Source organism: Flavobacterium swingsii (assembly GCF_900111965.1).
Lineage (GTDB): Bacteria > Bacteroidota > Bacteroidia > Flavobacteriales > Flavobacteriaceae > Flavobacterium > Flavobacterium swingsii.
On record NZ_FOJT01000002.1, the window covers coordinates 322492 to 336682 of the forward strand.

Below are 14191 nucleotides of genomic sequence, written 5' to 3' on the forward strand. Positions count from 1 at the left end.
ATAAAAAATCTCCTATTACTAGGAGATTTTTATAATTGTATGATTTATTAGTTTATTTAGCCAATAACTCAGTAATTTTAGCTTTTAGCTCATCACCATGAAGGTCTTTTGCAACAATATTTCCGTTTGCATCTAATAAAAATGTAGCAGGAATACTTTGTACATTATATGTTGCTGCAATAGGATCTTCCCAATGTTTTAAGTTAGAAACTTGTGTCCAACTTAATTTGTCTTTTGTAATAGCTTCTTTCCAAGCAGTTGCTTCTTTGTCTAAAGAAACCCCAATGATATTTAAACCTTTTGCATGAAACTCATTGTATAATGCAACGACACTAGGATTTTCTCTGCGGCAAGGTCCGCACCAAGACGCCCAAAAATCGATAATAGTTACTTTTCCAAGAGATTCTTTAAGCGATACTAATTTTCCGTCAACATTTTTTGCCGTAAAATTAGGAGCACTTTTACCTATTGATAAATCTATTTCTTTAGATTGCTTTTTTTTTCGCCGTCAAGTTTTGTTTGAATGCTTTTTCCAGGTTTTGTAGCCTTTACATCAGAATCTAATGCTTCGTAAAACTTTTTGATTTTCTCAACTTTAGCTTGTGGATCATTAAACATACCTTCAACAAGTAAAACCGAAAGGAATGATTTAGGATTGTTTTCTATGTATTTGTAATTTGAAGTTGTAAATTCTTCTTGAAACGCAGAATATTCTTTTCTAAGTTTGTTTATTGCAACTGTATCCTTTTTTTCTGATGCAGCTTGCATTGCAGGCATATTTTTGGTTTGAAAATCCATCATTCTTTTTTGAATTTTCATCATTTCAGCGTTATATTTTGTTAACTCTTCATTGTTGAATGTTCCAGAAACTTTAGCTAATTGAATACTGTCTTTTTTTATTGCAACGTTAATGTTCCCTTTTTCAACCACAACGATAAATCCTCCTTGAGTTTTGTCGAAACGAATACTGTGAATTTCTGGTTCTTCAGCTTTACCTTCAAATGTAAATTTACCGTCTTTAACTTGTACGGTATCTACAGCTACTACGCCCATTGCAGGAGCAGTATTTTGTTTTTCTAAGAAAACATTTGTTCCGTCAGGAAGTCCTTTTATTTCTCCCGAAATTTTAAACCCATTTCCAATAATTCCTGTACATGACATTACGAAGGCAGAAAGAGCAATTACAATTATTTTTTTCATATTTTTAATTTATTTTGAGTGCAAAAATAAAGTTTTTTATCATTATTAAAAGCAATTTTTGTTATTTTGTTGTTAATTATTTATAGTGCGAACGGCTGATAGTCATATTTTGTAATCATTTTATATATTAATGAAAAACTGCTACTGTAATTCCAATAGAATATTTTCAGAATGTTGCGAACCGTATATTTTGGGTACTAAAAAAACGCCAACTGCCGAAACCTTAATGCAATCCAGATATTCCGCTTATTGTGTTCAGAATGTTGATTATCTTTTAGCTACGACACATATTTCGACTAGAAAATTTCATGACAAACAAGAAATGTTTGTTTTTGCTTCAGAAAACGAATGGGTGAAACTCGAAATTGTAAATACAACTGAAACAACTGTCGAGTTTAAAGCTTTTTATATTGATAATAAACTAAAATCTCAAATGCATCATGAGATATCTACTTTCAAAAAAGAGGATGGAACTTGGTTTTATGTAGATGGAGAATGCTATTAAAAATTTGCATAAAACAACATTTACTATAACAGAAGATGTTTAGCAACTTTATGTTTTTTATATTTTAAGGTTAATCCTTTTTCTTTGTTGGCACGATAAGAATAGGAATATTTGTATCATGCAATATTTTTTCGGTAGTACTACCAACGAGTATTTTTTCGAGCCATTTTTTGCTATGACTTCCTATTATTACAATATCTACTCTATGTATATTTGCTGTTTCAAGAATTGCATCGGCATAATTACCTTCTTTTACCAATGTTGTAATTGATGCATCATCTAAATGTTCTTTAACGTTTTCTAAAAAATCAAAAGCTGTTTTTGTTAAGAACTCGTTATCTGGTTGCGATGTATCTAAGTTTACAAAACCACCAAATCCCATGATAGGATCGTAAATAGTAGCATAATTAGCAGGTGACGACAAAACATGTAACAAGATAGTCTCTGCATTCATCGACTTTGCTAACGAAAACCCAATTTCAGCAATTTTTTGCGCCGTAGGGTTATAATCTAAAGCTATTAAAACTTTGTTCATCTTGATATCTTTCATTTGTAATTAGATTAAATGATTTGATATAAAGTTACAAAATATAATTTTTACTTATTGATTTTCAACTGATTAACTTATTTTCCGATACAAAAATTTGCGAAGATATTTCCTAAGAGCTCATCGTTAGTCACTTGTCCTGTAATTTCTCCAAAATAGTACAAGGCTTGCTTAATATCTATCGCCATTAAGTCTGAAGATAAATTGGTTTGCAAACCATATTTAACTTTCTGAATTTCTTCTAGCGCTTTGAGTAGCGAATCGTAATGTCTGGTATTGGTCACAATAGTTTCGTTATTGCGCAACGCACCAGTATTTACAAAGGATAATAATTTATTTTTAAGTTCATCTACACCAATATTTTCTTTGGCAGAAATTTTAATTAACGATGAATAATTGATAACTGCTAATTTCTTAGAAAGCGATTTTTTTTGTTCTTGATTTAAAGAGTCGATTTTATTAATAACCACAACTAATGGTTTCAACGGAAACTGATTTTTTATTTTTTCAATTTCAATTTTTAACTTATTCTCATCGTCAATTATCAATTGTAAACTATCAATCAAAAATAAAACAACTTGTGCTTGTTCTATTTTTTCGAACGTTTTTTTGATTCCGATGCTTTCTATGACATCTTTTGTTTCACGAATTCCGGCTGTATCTATGAATCTGAAACCAATACCGCCAATAACCAATTCGTCTTCAATTGTATCACGAGTGGTTCCAGCAATTTCCGAAACTATGGCACGTTCTTCATTCAATAAAGCATTCAATAATGTCGATTTTCCTACGTTTGGTTCACCAACAATCGCTACAGGAATTCCGTTTTTGATTACGTTTCCAACAGCAAACGAATCAATTAAACGTTTTAATACAAACTCGATTCTGTTTAATAAATCATTAAATTGGGTTCTATCTGCAAATTCGACATCTTCTTCGGCAAAGTCTAATTCTAATTCAATTAAGGAAGCAAAGTTTAAAAGTTCCTCACGCAGTTTGGCGATTTCATTAGAAAAACCACCACGCATTTGTTGCATTGCAATTTGATGCGCCGCTTCATTGTCGGACGAGATTAAATCGGCAACTGCTTCGGCTTGGGATAAATCCATTTTTCCGTTCAAGAAAGAACGCAAAGTAAATTCTCCAGCTTGTGCCATACGACAGCCTTTTCGAAGTAATAATTGTATAATTTGTTGTTGAATATAAGTCGAACCGTGACAAGAAATTTCAATCGTGCTTTCTCCAGTATAAGAATTTGTTCCTTTGAATATGGATAATAATACTTGGTCTAAAACCTTAGTATCATCAACAATATGACCCAAATGCAGCGTGTGCGATTTTTGTTTGGTAATATCTTTGCCCGAAACCGATTGAAATACTGACGAAGCAATAGTTATGGCTTCTGGACCAGAAAGTCTAATGACTGCAATGGCTCCAGCGCCAGAAGGAGTAGCAAGCGCAACTATTGTATCGTGGTAAATCATTTTTTTAAGTTTGAGAGGTGCAAAGATAGTGAAAATAAATAATTAGAATTTCTCGAAAACGCCCAAGCCAAACAAAGCGAAATCATATTTTACAGGATCGTTAGCATCTAATAATCTCAGATTGGTATCTAATTCGGAAAGTGCTTTGGCATCGTTTTGCTTTCTTAATAACAATTCGAGTTTGCGAGCCACATTGCCTGAATGTACATCGAGAGGACAAGATAATGCCGACATAGAAATTGTTTTCCAAAGACCAAAATCGACACCATGAGTATCTTGTCTAACCATCCAACGCAAAAACATGTTGATTCTTTTTGCTGCCGAACTATTCATCGGGTCAGAAACATGTTTTTGGGTTCTTGGTGAATGATTTACTTCGAAGAATATTTTTTTGAATTCGGAAATGCTTTTTTGCATCGAATCTTTTGTGGCATTTTTAGCAAAAACAGCTTCCAAACCATTGTGATTTGTATAAATGTGTTGCAAACTTTTTATAAATTGTATAAAATCTTGCCCGTTGAAGGTTCGGTGAACAAAGTTATCTAACGATTCTAATTGGTTTTCGTTGTGTGACATGACAAAATCATAAGGAGAATTCCCCATGAGTTGCATCATTTTATGTGAGTTGTTAATAATCATTTTCCTATTTCCCCAAGCTATAGTTGCGGCTAAAAATCCAGCAATTTCTATATCTTCTTTTGATGAAAATAAATGCGGAATTTGAATAGGATCACTTTCAATAAAATTTAGATTATTGTAGAGAATAACTTTTTCGTCAAGAAAAGATTTGAGTTCGGTTTTATTCATTTATGAGTTCCGATGTAATATTTCCGTCGACCATAATTAGTTTTCTATCGGCCATATTGGCCAATTCTTCGTTGTGAGTTACGATGACAAAAGTTTGCCCGAATTCGTCTCGAAGTTTGAAAAATAATTGATGCAAATTTTCGGCAGTATGAGTGTCTAAATTTCCAGAAGGTTCGTCGGCAAAAATGATGGCAGGCTTGTTTATTAAAGCTCTCGCGACTGCTACTCGTTGTTGTTCTCCGCCCGAAAGTTCGTTTGGTTTGTGACTCATTCGGTGTTCTAATCCTAGATAGGTTAGAATTTTTGTGGCTTCAACTTCAGTTTCAGTTTTCGATCTATTTGCGATAAATGCAGGAATACAAACGTTTTCTAAAGCTGTAAATTCAGGTAAAAGTTGGTGAAATTGGAAGATAAAACCTAAATTAAGATTTCTAAATTTAGATAAATCTTTATCGTTCATTTTCAGAATGTTTTGCCCATTTATTTCTAAAAAAGAACCATTATTTTCTGTAGGTTTGTCTAGTGTTCCTAAAATTTGAAGCAATGTGGTTTTTCCTGCTCCAGAAGCACCAACTATCGATATGATTTCGCCTTTTTCAATATGCAAGTCAACACCTTTTAACACTTGTAACGTGTCATAACTTTTTTGAATATTTTTTGCTTTAATCATACAATCTGTTTTCACAAAGAAACAAAGAAATTTGTGTATAATAAAATCTAAAAGTAGAGATTGGTCGTATATGATTATAAAGTTTCGTTAATATTGACTTTTTTGAACGTTATTTCTCTAATTTTATAAAAAGTAATGCTATGAAAAATTTATGGTTATCTATTTTATCGATAATGACAATGAGCTGTCAATCGAAACCCAATACTATCGAAAAATTTGAACCCAATACTATGAATATCGAAAACGGAAAAGAAATTGCCATTTTTGCAGGAGGTTGCTTTTGGTGTACCGAAGCAGTTTTTTTAGAGCTAAATGGTGTAGAAAATGTTAAACCAGGTTATATAGGAGGAAAAACTGTAAACCCAACTTACGAAGACATTTGTACGGGAACAACTGGCCATGCTGAAGCCATAAAAATTATTTTCGACTCAAGTAAAATTTCCTATGGGGAATTGTTAGAAGTATTTTTTGCAACCCACGATCCAACAACAATAAACCGTCAAGGGGCCGATATGGGAACGCAATATCGTAGCGAGGTTTTTTGTGTTAATGCAAAACAAAAAGAAATTGCATTAGCTTATATAAAACAACTAGATGAAGCTAATACTTATGGCAAAAAAGTAGTTACAAAAGTTTCTGACGCAAGTACTTTTTATGTTGCCGAAGATTATCATCAGAATTATTACAATCAGAACAAAAATAAATCTTATTGTACTTATGTGATTACGCCAAAGATTGACAAAGTGAGAAAAGAGTTTAAAGACAAGCTCAAAAAATAGTTTGGCATTAGTTTTGTATATTTATAAGTGTAATTTTAATTTATAAAAAATGTCACAAGAAATACAAATAGAAGTAAAATCGAAAGTAAAGCCACAAGCTACAATTGCAAAATTAATTTTAGGATTAATTTTCGATTTTATAGGTATGTTATCTTATATCTTTCCAGGAATAGCTGAAACTGTCGATTTTATTTGGGCACCAATTTCGGGAATGTTATTGGTTGCTATGTACAAAGGAACAACAGGTAAAGTAGCCGGAGTTATAGGAACATTAGAAGAGTTAATTCCCTTTACGGATATTATTCCGACGTTTACAATAACATGGTTTTACGAAAACTATTTAGATAAAAAGAATAACAGATAAGTTAGAAAAGCTCCAATTTGGGGCTTTTTTATGCTTTAAAAATAAAACCCAATCCCATCGATTTGAGCATTTTTTTACTAAAAACAAAGAAAAAAGGAAACTGTCCAAAAATAAAACCAACTGCAATAAGCAAAAAAGGATATAAAGGCATTACGAGAACAATAAGTATCAAGTAATAAAAAAGCCATGGTAAATTGGTTTTATTCAGTCCTAAAAAAGCCATGCAAAAAGAAGAAATTCTTGCCGAAAGAGAACCATTTATTGCAAAAACTATAAATATAACAACCAACTGAAAATTTGAAGATATTCCCCAACGTTGTTTTAACTTGTTCATAGTTTTAAAATTTGAAACAAATATAAAATATTATCTAGGAGGAACAAAACCATAAAGCTTTTGTTTGTAAGTATTCTGAAAATAAATCATGTAATTGTATATCAAATAATTTACTTCGTAACCATAATGGACACTATTATCGTAATTAATTTGCATTTCGTATAAGCTGGGGTCATAGCGCATAGGCTGCAAAGCACGATTATTCCATTCAGCAACATAAAATCTATTTTTGCTTTCTAAATAACTTTCAGAATGATAATTTCTAGGAAATGCACGACTATTAAGCCAATAGGTAAATCCAGCATCTATAATTGTGACTTCATATTCTAAAGCTTCATTAGCAATTTTTACCGTATCACCTTTGATAGGATTTGGAGTACTTGTTGCAGCTATATTCTTTGTCTTGCAACCAACAAGACAAATTAAAATTAATCCAAAAAATGTAAAATGTTTCATGATTTAATTTTATAAAAAAATCCCACCGAAGCGGGATTTATCATTATTATTTTTTTCCGAAAAGATTACCAAGTAATCCGCCAAGACCACCTTTTTTGGTCGCTGCCGCAACAGCGTCGCCCAATCCGAGTTGTCCATCTCCGTCTTGATCTAACATTGATGTTAATATAGAACCTCCCATAGATGATGGTGCTTGTGTTTGTTGTGTTTGACCACCACCTAACAGTCCGCCAAGAATATCAGTAAGACCACCACCATTTGCAGTAGTTCCACTATTGTTTAAACCGCTACCTTGTGCTTGTTTTGCAAGATAAGCCATAAGGATTGGTGCAGCAATTTTCATAATCATGGCAATTTTATCAGAGCTAACTCCTGTATTTTGACTCACTTGATTTTGAACATTTTCCTGATTATCACCTAAAACGTGACCTAAAATTTTTCCGCCATCTTCTTGAACATCACCACCGAGCATTCCTGATAAATTATCAAGTAAACCACCGTGTTTTCCTCCTAAAAGTGCGCCTAGTAAACCACTTTGTCCTTCGGCTGTCGATGCATTATTCATCATTCCACCAACCAATGAAGGTAAAACAGATTCCAAAACAGAAGAAGTTTCTCCTTCGCTTGTTCCTACTTGTCCAGAAACTCCAGATATGATTTGTTTTCCTAAATCACTATTTAATAAATCCATTAATCCAGCCATAATTTGTTTTAGTTTTTAATTGATTTTATAGTAAATGTATGAAATATATTTATATTTCCGCTTTTACTAAAGCAATTATCTGCTCTGCAAGTTCCGTGCCAATTCTGTCTTGTGCTTCAATAGTTGCAGCACCAATATGTGGTGTCATCGAGATGTTTGGATGCATCAATAATTGAACTGCAGGTGTTGGTTCATTTTCAAAAACATCTAAACCAGCAAATAGTACTTTTTTGCTATCTAAAGCGGCAACTAGCTCAACTTCATTTATAATTCCGCCACGAGAACAGTTTATAATTCCCACACCATCTTTCATTAAATCGAATTCTCTTTTAGCTATGATATAATCTTTTTGGGCGGGAACGTGAAGAGTTACAAAATCTGAATGTTTTAGTAAATCATCTACAGGTTCGGTTTCGATTTCTACATTTATGAATTGACCATTATAAAATTCGACTTTAATTTCTGCTTTTCCAACATAATTATCCGACGCAATTACTTTCATACCTAATCCCAAAGCCATTTTTGCTACCGATTGTCCTATTCTTCCAAAACCAATAATTCCGATGGTTTTGCCACGAAGTTCGATACCATCAGCGTAAGCTTTTTTCAAATCATTAAAACGAGTATCGCCTTCTAAAGGCATATTTCTGTTTGAATCATATAAAAATCGTACGCCCGAAAACAAATGAGCAAAAACCAATTCTGCTACTGAGTTTGATGACGAAGCGGGTGTATTTATAACTTGAATATCTTTCGAAATAGCGTAATCAACATCTATATTATCCATTCCTACGCCGCCACGACCTATGATTTTTAGCGACGGACAAGCATCGATAATATCTTTTCTAACTTTGGTTGCACTTCTAACTAGTATAACCGCAACTTGATGTGTATTTACAAAATTGATAACTTGTTCTTGTGCAACTTTTGTAGTAATGACTTCAAAACCACTTTTTTCTAATGCGAGAATTCCACTTTTAGAAATCCCGTCGTTAGCTAATATTTTCATCTTATGTTTATTTGTTAATTCGGTTATTTGGTTATTTGTTTGATCGAATAACCGAATCAACAAATAACCAAATCAACTATATTTTATTTTCTAATTCTTTCATTACGTTTACTAAAACCTGTACACTTTCTAATGGTAAAGCATTGTACATCGAAGCACGATAACCACCTACGGAGCGATGACCAGGCAATCCTGAGATTCCAGCTTCCTTCCACATTTTGTCAAATAATTCAGTATGACTTTCATCGTTTAATAAGAAAGTAGCATTCATATTACTTCTGTCTTCAACATTTGCAGCACCTTTAAATAAAGGATTTCTGTCAATTTCCGAATATAATAAATTTGCTTTTGCGTTATTTATTTTTTCTATCGCCCGAATTCCGCCCAAATTTTTCAACCATTGTAATGTTAAAAGTGAGGCATATATTGGAAAAACTGGCGGTGTATTGTACATACTTTCTGCCTTAATGTGTTTTTCGTAATCTAGCATCGATGGAATGTAACGTCCCGTTTTACTTAAAATTTCTTCTTTAACAACAACCAAAGTAGTTCCAGCTGGTCCCATGTTTTTTTGTGCGCCAGCGTATATCAAATCAAATTTAGAAAAATCTAAAACTCTCGAAAATATGTCAGAACTCATATCGCAAACTACTGGAATATTCGTGTCTGGAAATGATTTCATTTGGGTTCCAAAAATGGTATTGTTACTCGTGCAGTGAAAATAATTTGCATCGCTAGGAATGGTATAATTTGTAGGAATGTGGTTGTAGTTTTGTTCTTTCGATGAAGCTACGACAACAGTTTCTCCAAAATATTTGGCCTCTTTTATTGCGCCACTTGCCCAAGTTCCTGTATCTAAATAAGCTGCTTTTCCGTTTTCTTTCATCAAATTATAAGGAACCATCAGGAATTCTAAACTGGCGCCACCAGCTAAAAATAATGCTTGGTAACCTTTGCCTTCCAGTCCTAAAAGTTCCAGAACTAATGCTCTGGCTTCTTCCATAACGGCCACAAAATCTTTGCTTCTGTGGGAAATTTCTAAAAGTGAAAGTCCAGAATTGTTAAAATCTAAAATTGCTTGTGCCGATTTCTCGAAAACTTCTTGTGGAAGTATGCAAGGTCCTGCGCTGTAATTGTGTTTTTTCATTGTTTGTTGTTGTGTAGTAGTTGTGTTTTTCCCTGAATTAACGAGGGCTTCTAAATTAAAATGTGGTTTATGTATGTGTTCTGATTTTTCTTTTTCGGCACCAATAATTTGGCTGATTTTTGATGTACTCATAATCTTAAAATTATAGATTAATTAAAAAATCAATAGTATCTACATTATCAGCATAATCCCAAAGATTTGGTTTTTGAGTTGCTCCAAAAGCAATACTATTTTCGACTAAATTATTAGAAACAATGCATTGTATTTTGTCTTTATCGGTTTGTAAACGATTTTTAATATCATTTATATCATCATAAAACTCATAAAAAACAGAAGAAATAGGCGAGGAGTAGCTCGAATCTTCTTTAATGATTAGAAATTCATTATCTAACAAATTAAAATTACTCATCAAGAAAACCGCTTTGTTGTAATCATAATTATTAGCGTATTTCTCATATTTGATAACATCTTGATAAGGAAATACACCATTAAAAAACAAATCGAAATTATAATTTTTAGGTATAAATAATTTAGAAACATTGCGACATCCTAGTCCGAAATATCTAAAAATATCTTCTCCCAAAGAAATCATTTGTTCTTTTGATTCTGAACCATCTAAAACGGCAACAGAATTTCTGTTTTTACGAATAATTGATGGTTTGTCTTTAAAATAATATTCGAAATATCTGGCGGTATTATCGCTTCCAGTGGCAATTACAGCATCAAAATTTTCTAATTTTCCTTCAACGAAAGTGATATAATTTTTAAATTCAGGATTGACAGCGATTATATATTTGGCTAAAAAAGGTAACAGATGCTGATCGTTTGATGAGGTTTTAATCAAAACTTTATGTCCAGAAATTAATACCGATAAAAAATCATGAAAACCTACTAACGGGATATTTCCCGCAAGAATTAATCCAACGGTTTTTGGTTCAACTTCAGGAAAAGAATAATTAGACAACCATTTTTCTAGATTTTCTTCTGTTAAAGCTTTTGCCCAAGAATTGATAGAAAAATAGACGTTTTCTTCAGTGTACCAACCATTATGAGATTGCGAAAGATTTATAAGAGAAATAAAATCATCAAAAAACAAATTGTTATGCAAAACAGTTTCATTTTTTACAGAATTTTTTACTGAAAATTGCTTTAAAAATTTCCCTAATTCAATAAAACATCTTTTTTTATCGCTTTGTAACATTTGTTTATTTGTTTATGAATGGTTTTGATTGTAATTTTGTACAAAAATAAGAATTTCATTTTTTATAAATCTGAAATCTGAAATCTAAATTCTAAAATAAAATGGCAATAATTATAACAGACGAATGTATCAATTGTGGCGCATGTGAGCCAGAATGTCCAAACACTGCAATTTATGAAGGTGCCGATGATTGGAGATATAAAGACGGAACAAAATTATCAGGAAAAATTATACTTCCCGATGGTACTGAAGTAGATTCTGATGCAGCACAAACACCAATTTCAGATGATATTTATTATATAGTTTCAGGAAAATGTACTGAGTGTAAAGGTTTTCATGACGAACCACAATGCGCAGCTGTTTGTCCTGTAGATTGTTGTGTTCCAGATGATAATTATGTAGAAAGCGAAGAAACGTTGCTAAACAGACAAGCATTTTTGCATAATGAGTAATAAAAACTAACAATAAAAAGAGAATTTTCGAGAGGAAATTCTCTTTTTATGTTTAAAGTAGTCTTAATATGTTAAATTTTTGTGTTAAATTTGAATAAACAAAAGTAATATGAAGAAATTTCTATCTTTTACATTATTATTTATTAGTGGTTTTGTCTTTTCTCAAAATATCGAATTTGCAGTTATTGTAAAAGACGTCGAAACAGGTTTGCCTATTCCCGAAGTTACCATAACATCACTAAAAACGAAACAAGGTTTTTTAACCAACACAAATGGTGAGGCAAACATCAGTTTATCAAAAGAATCCGATTTGCAATTCGAAAACTCTTCATACAAAACATATATTGTAAAATACCTTGATTTAGATAAGAAAATTAATGAAGTTTATCTAGAAAGTAATGCAAAACGATTAGAAGAAGTTATCTTAACAAGCGAACATCCTCAAGATATTTTAAGAAAATTAATAAAAAACTCGTTAGATAAAATAACAATTCCTGTCAATTTGAAAGTATATTTAAGGGAATTTTACAAAAAAAATGACCAAATTGTTTTTTTTAACGATGGGTTAATCAATTTTCAAATAGCAGGAAACTCAAGAAATATAAAAACAGATATTTTAGTTGAACAAAACAGAGCAGTTGGGTTGTTAGATAGTGATATAAATGAAGAACTTTTAGGTTATAATCTAAATAATATCATCGAAAACTATTACCAATTTCAATATTTAGAAGAAATTTTAGCATCAGGTGCAAAGAGAAAATACGATTTTCAAATTAAATCATATCCAAACAACGAAAATTTTTTAGTAATTACAGCAGTGCCATTAGAAGAATCCAGTAATGTTTTCTCAGAATTCACAATAATTTACGAACGAAATAAGATGGTTATAATGGAAGTCAGCTCGATGGTTCCAGATTCTCGATTAGAAGATTTAAGACAATCTTTCCTAAAGAATAGTAAAATATATAAATTAGAATTTAAAAATACTTTTAGAATAGAAAATGATCTTTATTATCTAGCAAATTCTAAAGAAGTAATTGGATTTGAGAAAAAATATAAAGACCAAAGCAGAAGAATAGAAGTTAATAATCACATGATAATTACCAATTTTGACAAAGAATTGTTTAAATACAATGACAAAAATGTTTTCAAAGACAAATCTCTAATTAATAAAAAATCTTCCTTTTTTACTGATTATTGGGATTTCGAATCAGGATTTGTATCTACAAAAGAAGAAAAAGATATTATCGAAAGATTATCACATCTATAGTTTTTCCTTTAATCTTAAAAATTGCACTGCGTATTTTTTTGAACTTTGAATCTTTGACCCTTTGCAACTTTTAACCTATATTTGCACACTTTATAAAACAAAAGCATAATGAAAGCAGGAATTGTAGGATTACCAAATGTAGGAAAATCGACTTTATTTAATTGTTTATCAAACGCAAAAGCACAAAGTGCCAACTTTCCGTTTTGTACTATCGAACCAAATATTGGTGTTGTAAACGTTCCTGATCCAAGAATCGAAAAACTCGAAGAATTGGTAAAACCAGAACGAGTACAAATGGCAACTGTTGATATTGTTGATATTGCAGGACTCGTAAAAGGAGCAAGTAAAGGAGAAGGTTTGGGTAATCAATTTCTAGGAAATATAAGAGAATGTAACGCAATTATTCACGTTTTGCGTTGTTTCGATAATGATAATATTATTCACGTAGACGGAAATGTAAACCCAATTCGTGACAAAGAAACGATTGATATCGAGTTGCAATTAAAAGACTTAGAAACTGTCGAAAAACGTTTAGAAAAAGTAAAACGTGCAGCAAAAACTGGAAACAAAGAAGCGCAATTAGAAGAAGGATTACTAAATAGAATTCGTGAAACATTACTACAAGCAAAATCTGCAAGAACAGTCGAGCCAAAAGGTTATGAAGAAGAAGAATTATTCGAGAGTTTTCAATTAATAACTTCAAAACCAGTATTATATGTTTGTAATGTTGATGAAGATTCAGCAGCAACAGGAAACAAATATGTAGACCAAGTTCGTGAGTTAGTAAAAGATGAAAACGCAGAAGTTATCGTTTTAGCAGTAGGAACCGAAGCCGATATTACTGAACTTGAAACTTACGAAGAACGCAAAATGTTCTTAGAAGATATGGGCTTGCAAGAACCAGGTGCATCGGTACTTATTCGTGCAGCTTACAAATTATTAAATCAACAAACTTACTTTACCGCGGGTGTAAAAGAAGTACGTGCTTGGACAATCAATGTTGGAGCAACAGCACCACAAGCCGCAGGAGTTATTCACACTGATTTTGAAAAAGGATTTATCCGCGCCGAAGTCATTTCATACGAGGACTACATTCATTACGGAACCGAAGCCAAAGCAAAAGAAGCAGGAAAATTTAAAGTAGAAGGTAAAGAATATATCGTAAAAGATGGTGATGTGATGCATTTCCGTTTCAACGTATAATAAAATTATTAAAAAATAAAAAAAGCTCGTATGAAAATACGGGCTTTTTTTGGCTTGATA

General features: G+C 31.9%; 18 protein-coding genes. 6 read left to right on the forward strand and 12 right to left on the reverse strand.

From position 1 onward, the window contains the following. Nucleotides 1–52 precede the first annotated feature (52 nt). Nucleotides 53–481: a TlpA family protein disulfide reductase gene (locus BM053_RS12275; RefSeq protein WP_167357296.1), complete on the reverse strand. Its 429-nt coding sequence runs from the start codon at nt 479–481 to the stop codon at nt 53–55. Beyond that, nucleotides 478–1200: a DUF4369 domain-containing protein gene (locus tag BM053_RS04295; protein ID WP_091474394.1), complete on the reverse strand. Its 723-nt coding sequence runs from the start codon at nt 1198–1200 to the stop codon at nt 478–480. The genes BM053_RS12275 and BM053_RS04295 overlap by 4 nt, the downstream gene beginning before the upstream one ends. Nucleotides 1201–1330: 130 nt before the next feature. Here BM053_RS04295 and BM053_RS04300 point away from each other — a divergent pair, with 130 nt between their 5' ends. Then, nucleotides 1331–1705, forward strand: coding sequence for a YchJ family protein (locus BM053_RS04300; RefSeq protein ID WP_091474396.1), 375 nt, complete (start codon nt 1331–1333; stop codon nt 1703–1705). Between the two features lie 70 nt (nt 1706–1775). On the opposite strand, the gene BM053_RS04305 is transcribed toward BM053_RS04300, so the two are convergent. The 4 genes from BM053_RS04305 to BM053_RS04320 all read right to left on the reverse strand — a co-directional run bounded on the left by BM053_RS04305 (nt 1776) and on the right by BM053_RS04320 (nt 5213). After that, nucleotides 1776–2255 carry a universal stress protein gene (locus BM053_RS04305; RefSeq protein ID WP_091474398.1) on the reverse strand — a complete coding sequence of 160 codons (480 nt, stop codon included), beginning with the start codon at nt 2253–2255 and terminating at the stop codon, nt 1776–1778. Between the two features lie 74 nt (nt 2256–2329). After that, nucleotides 2330–3736, reverse strand: coding sequence for a tRNA uridine-5-carboxymethylaminomethyl(34) synthesis GTPase MnmE (mnmE, locus tag BM053_RS04310; RefSeq protein ID WP_091474400.1), 1407 nt, complete (start codon nt 3734–3736; stop codon nt 2330–2332). Between the two features lie 42 nt (nt 3737–3778). After that, the gene (locus tag BM053_RS04315; protein WP_091474402.1) at nt 3779–4543 is read right to left on the reverse strand and encodes a TIGR02757 family protein; all 765 of its coding nucleotides are present in this window, start codon (nt 4541–4543) and stop codon (nt 3779–3781) included. After that, nucleotides 4536–5213 carry an ABC transporter ATP-binding protein gene (locus BM053_RS04320; RefSeq protein ID WP_091474404.1) on the reverse strand — a complete coding sequence of 226 codons (678 nt, stop codon included), beginning with the start codon at nt 5211–5213 and terminating at the stop codon, nt 4536–4538. Before BM053_RS04320 ends, BM053_RS04315 begins: the two co-directional genes overlap by 8 nt. Nucleotides 5214–5353: 140 nt before the next feature. Between BM053_RS04320 and msrA the strand changes: the two genes are divergently transcribed. Both msrA and BM053_RS04330 read left to right on the forward strand, forming a co-directional pair. Further along, nucleotides 5354–5992, forward strand: coding sequence for a peptide-methionine (S)-S-oxide reductase MsrA (gene msrA, locus BM053_RS04325; protein ID WP_091474407.1), 639 nt, complete (start codon nt 5354–5356; stop codon nt 5990–5992). Between the two features lie 49 nt (nt 5993–6041). Continuing rightward, nucleotides 6042–6356 (forward strand): hypothetical protein, encoded by a 315-nt coding sequence (locus tag BM053_RS04330; RefSeq protein ID WP_091474409.1) that lies wholly within the window; start codon nt 6042–6044, stop codon nt 6354–6356. Between the two features lie 28 nt (nt 6357–6384). Here BM053_RS04330 and BM053_RS04335 read toward each other — a convergent pair whose 3' ends face one another. The 6 genes from BM053_RS04335 to BM053_RS04360 form a co-directional block, all read right to left on the reverse strand. Continuing rightward, complete coding sequence (locus BM053_RS04335; RefSeq protein ID WP_091474412.1) at nt 6385–6690, reverse strand: DUF6787 family protein; 306 nt, start codon at nt 6688–6690, stop codon at nt 6385–6387. A 30-nt stretch (nt 6691–6720) separates the two neighbouring features. Further along, nucleotides 6721–7146 carry a DUF6146 family protein gene (locus BM053_RS04340; protein WP_091474413.1) on the reverse strand — a complete coding sequence of 142 codons (426 nt, stop codon included), beginning with the start codon at nt 7144–7146 and terminating at the stop codon, nt 6721–6723. A 46-nt stretch (nt 7147–7192) separates the two neighbouring features. Beyond that, nucleotides 7193–7849, reverse strand: a complete 657-nt coding sequence (locus BM053_RS04345; protein WP_091474415.1) for a DUF937 domain-containing protein — start codon at nt 7847–7849, stop codon at nt 7193–7195. 49 nt (nt 7850–7898) lie between these two features. Beyond that, nucleotides 7899–8858, reverse strand: a complete 960-nt coding sequence (locus BM053_RS04350; RefSeq protein WP_091474417.1) for a D-2-hydroxyacid dehydrogenase — start codon at nt 8856–8858, stop codon at nt 7899–7901. A 76-nt stretch (nt 8859–8934) separates the two neighbouring features. Further along, entirely contained in the window at nt 8935–10005 is a 1071-nt protein-coding gene (gene serC, locus BM053_RS04355; protein WP_091474753.1) for a 3-phosphoserine/phosphohydroxythreonine transaminase, read from the reverse strand. A gap of 142 nt (nt 10006–10147) precedes the next feature. After that, nucleotides 10148–11206, reverse strand: coding sequence for an acyl-CoA reductase (locus BM053_RS04360; RefSeq protein ID WP_091474419.1), 1059 nt, complete (start codon nt 11204–11206; stop codon nt 10148–10150). Nucleotides 11207–11307: 101 nt separating this feature from the next. On the opposite strand from BM053_RS04360, the gene BM053_RS04365 reads away from it, so the two are divergent. From BM053_RS04365 to ychF, 3 genes are all read left to right on the forward strand, one after another. Further along, nucleotides 11308–11658: a 4Fe-4S dicluster domain-containing protein gene (locus BM053_RS04365; RefSeq protein WP_091474421.1), complete on the forward strand. Its 351-nt coding sequence runs from the start codon at nt 11308–11310 to the stop codon at nt 11656–11658. Nucleotides 11659–11767: 109 nt separating this feature from the next. Further along, the gene (locus tag BM053_RS04370; RefSeq protein ID WP_091474422.1) at nt 11768–12928 is read left to right on the forward strand and encodes a hypothetical protein; all 1161 of its coding nucleotides are present in this window, start codon (nt 11768–11770) and stop codon (nt 12926–12928) included. 108 nt (nt 12929–13036) lie between these two features. Next, a complete protein-coding gene (ychF, locus tag BM053_RS04375; protein WP_091474425.1) occupies nt 13037–14131 on the forward strand; it encodes a redox-regulated ATPase YchF in 1095 nt (364 codons plus the stop codon). Nucleotides 14132–14191: the final 60 nt, after the last annotated feature.

Excerpts from the sequence above, each read along its gene's own strand:
- BM053_RS04295 (WP_091474394.1), bottom strand. The coding sequence starts at position 1,200 with ATGAAAAAAATAATTGTAATTGCTCTTTCTGCCTTCGTAATGTCATGT.
- BM053_RS04300 (WP_091474396.1), top strand. The coding sequence starts at position 1,331 with ATGAAAAACTGCTACTGTAATTCCAATAGAATATTTTCAGAATGTTGC.
- BM053_RS04305 (WP_091474398.1), bottom strand. The coding sequence starts at position 2,255 with ATGAAAGATATCAAGATGAACAAAGTTTTAATAGCTTTAGATTATAAC.
- mnmE (WP_091474400.1), bottom strand. The coding sequence starts at position 3,736 with ATGATTTACCACGATACAATAGTTGCGCTTGCTACTCCTTCTGGCGCT.
- BM053_RS04315 (WP_091474402.1), bottom strand. The coding sequence starts at position 4,543 with ATGAATAAAACCGAACTCAAATCTTTTCTTGACGAAAAAGTTATTCTC.
- BM053_RS04320 (WP_091474404.1), bottom strand. The coding sequence starts at position 5,213 with ATGATTAAAGCAAAAAATATTCAAAAAAGTTATGACACGTTACAAGTG.
- msrA (WP_091474407.1), top strand. The coding sequence starts at position 5,354 with ATGAAAAATTTATGGTTATCTATTTTATCGATAATGACAATGAGCTGT.
- BM053_RS04330 (WP_091474409.1), top strand. The coding sequence starts at position 6,042 with ATGTCACAAGAAATACAAATAGAAGTAAAATCGAAAGTAAAGCCACAA.
- BM053_RS04335 (WP_091474412.1), bottom strand. The coding sequence starts at position 6,690 with ATGAACAAGTTAAAACAACGTTGGGGAATATCTTCAAATTTTCAGTTG.
- BM053_RS04340 (WP_091474413.1), bottom strand. The coding sequence starts at position 7,146 with ATGAAACATTTTACATTTTTTGGATTAATTTTAATTTGTCTTGTTGGT.
- BM053_RS04345 (WP_091474415.1), bottom strand. The coding sequence starts at position 7,849 with ATGGCTGGATTAATGGATTTATTAAATAGTGATTTAGGAAAACAAATC.
- BM053_RS04350 (WP_091474417.1), bottom strand. The coding sequence starts at position 8,858 with ATGAAAATATTAGCTAACGACGGGATTTCTAAAAGTGGAATTCTCGCA.
- serC (WP_091474753.1), bottom strand. The coding sequence starts at position 10,005 with ATGAAAAAACACAATTACAGCGCAGGACCTTGCATACTTCCACAAGAA.
- BM053_RS04360 (WP_091474419.1), bottom strand. The coding sequence starts at position 11,206 with ATGTTACAAAGCGATAAAAAAAGATGTTTTATTGAATTAGGGAAATTT.
- BM053_RS04365 (WP_091474421.1), top strand. The coding sequence starts at position 11,308 with ATGGCAATAATTATAACAGACGAATGTATCAATTGTGGCGCATGTGAG.
- BM053_RS04370 (WP_091474422.1), top strand. The coding sequence starts at position 11,768 with ATGAAGAAATTTCTATCTTTTACATTATTATTTATTAGTGGTTTTGTC.
- ychF (WP_091474425.1), top strand. The coding sequence starts at position 13,037 with ATGAAAGCAGGAATTGTAGGATTACCAAATGTAGGAAAATCGACTTTA.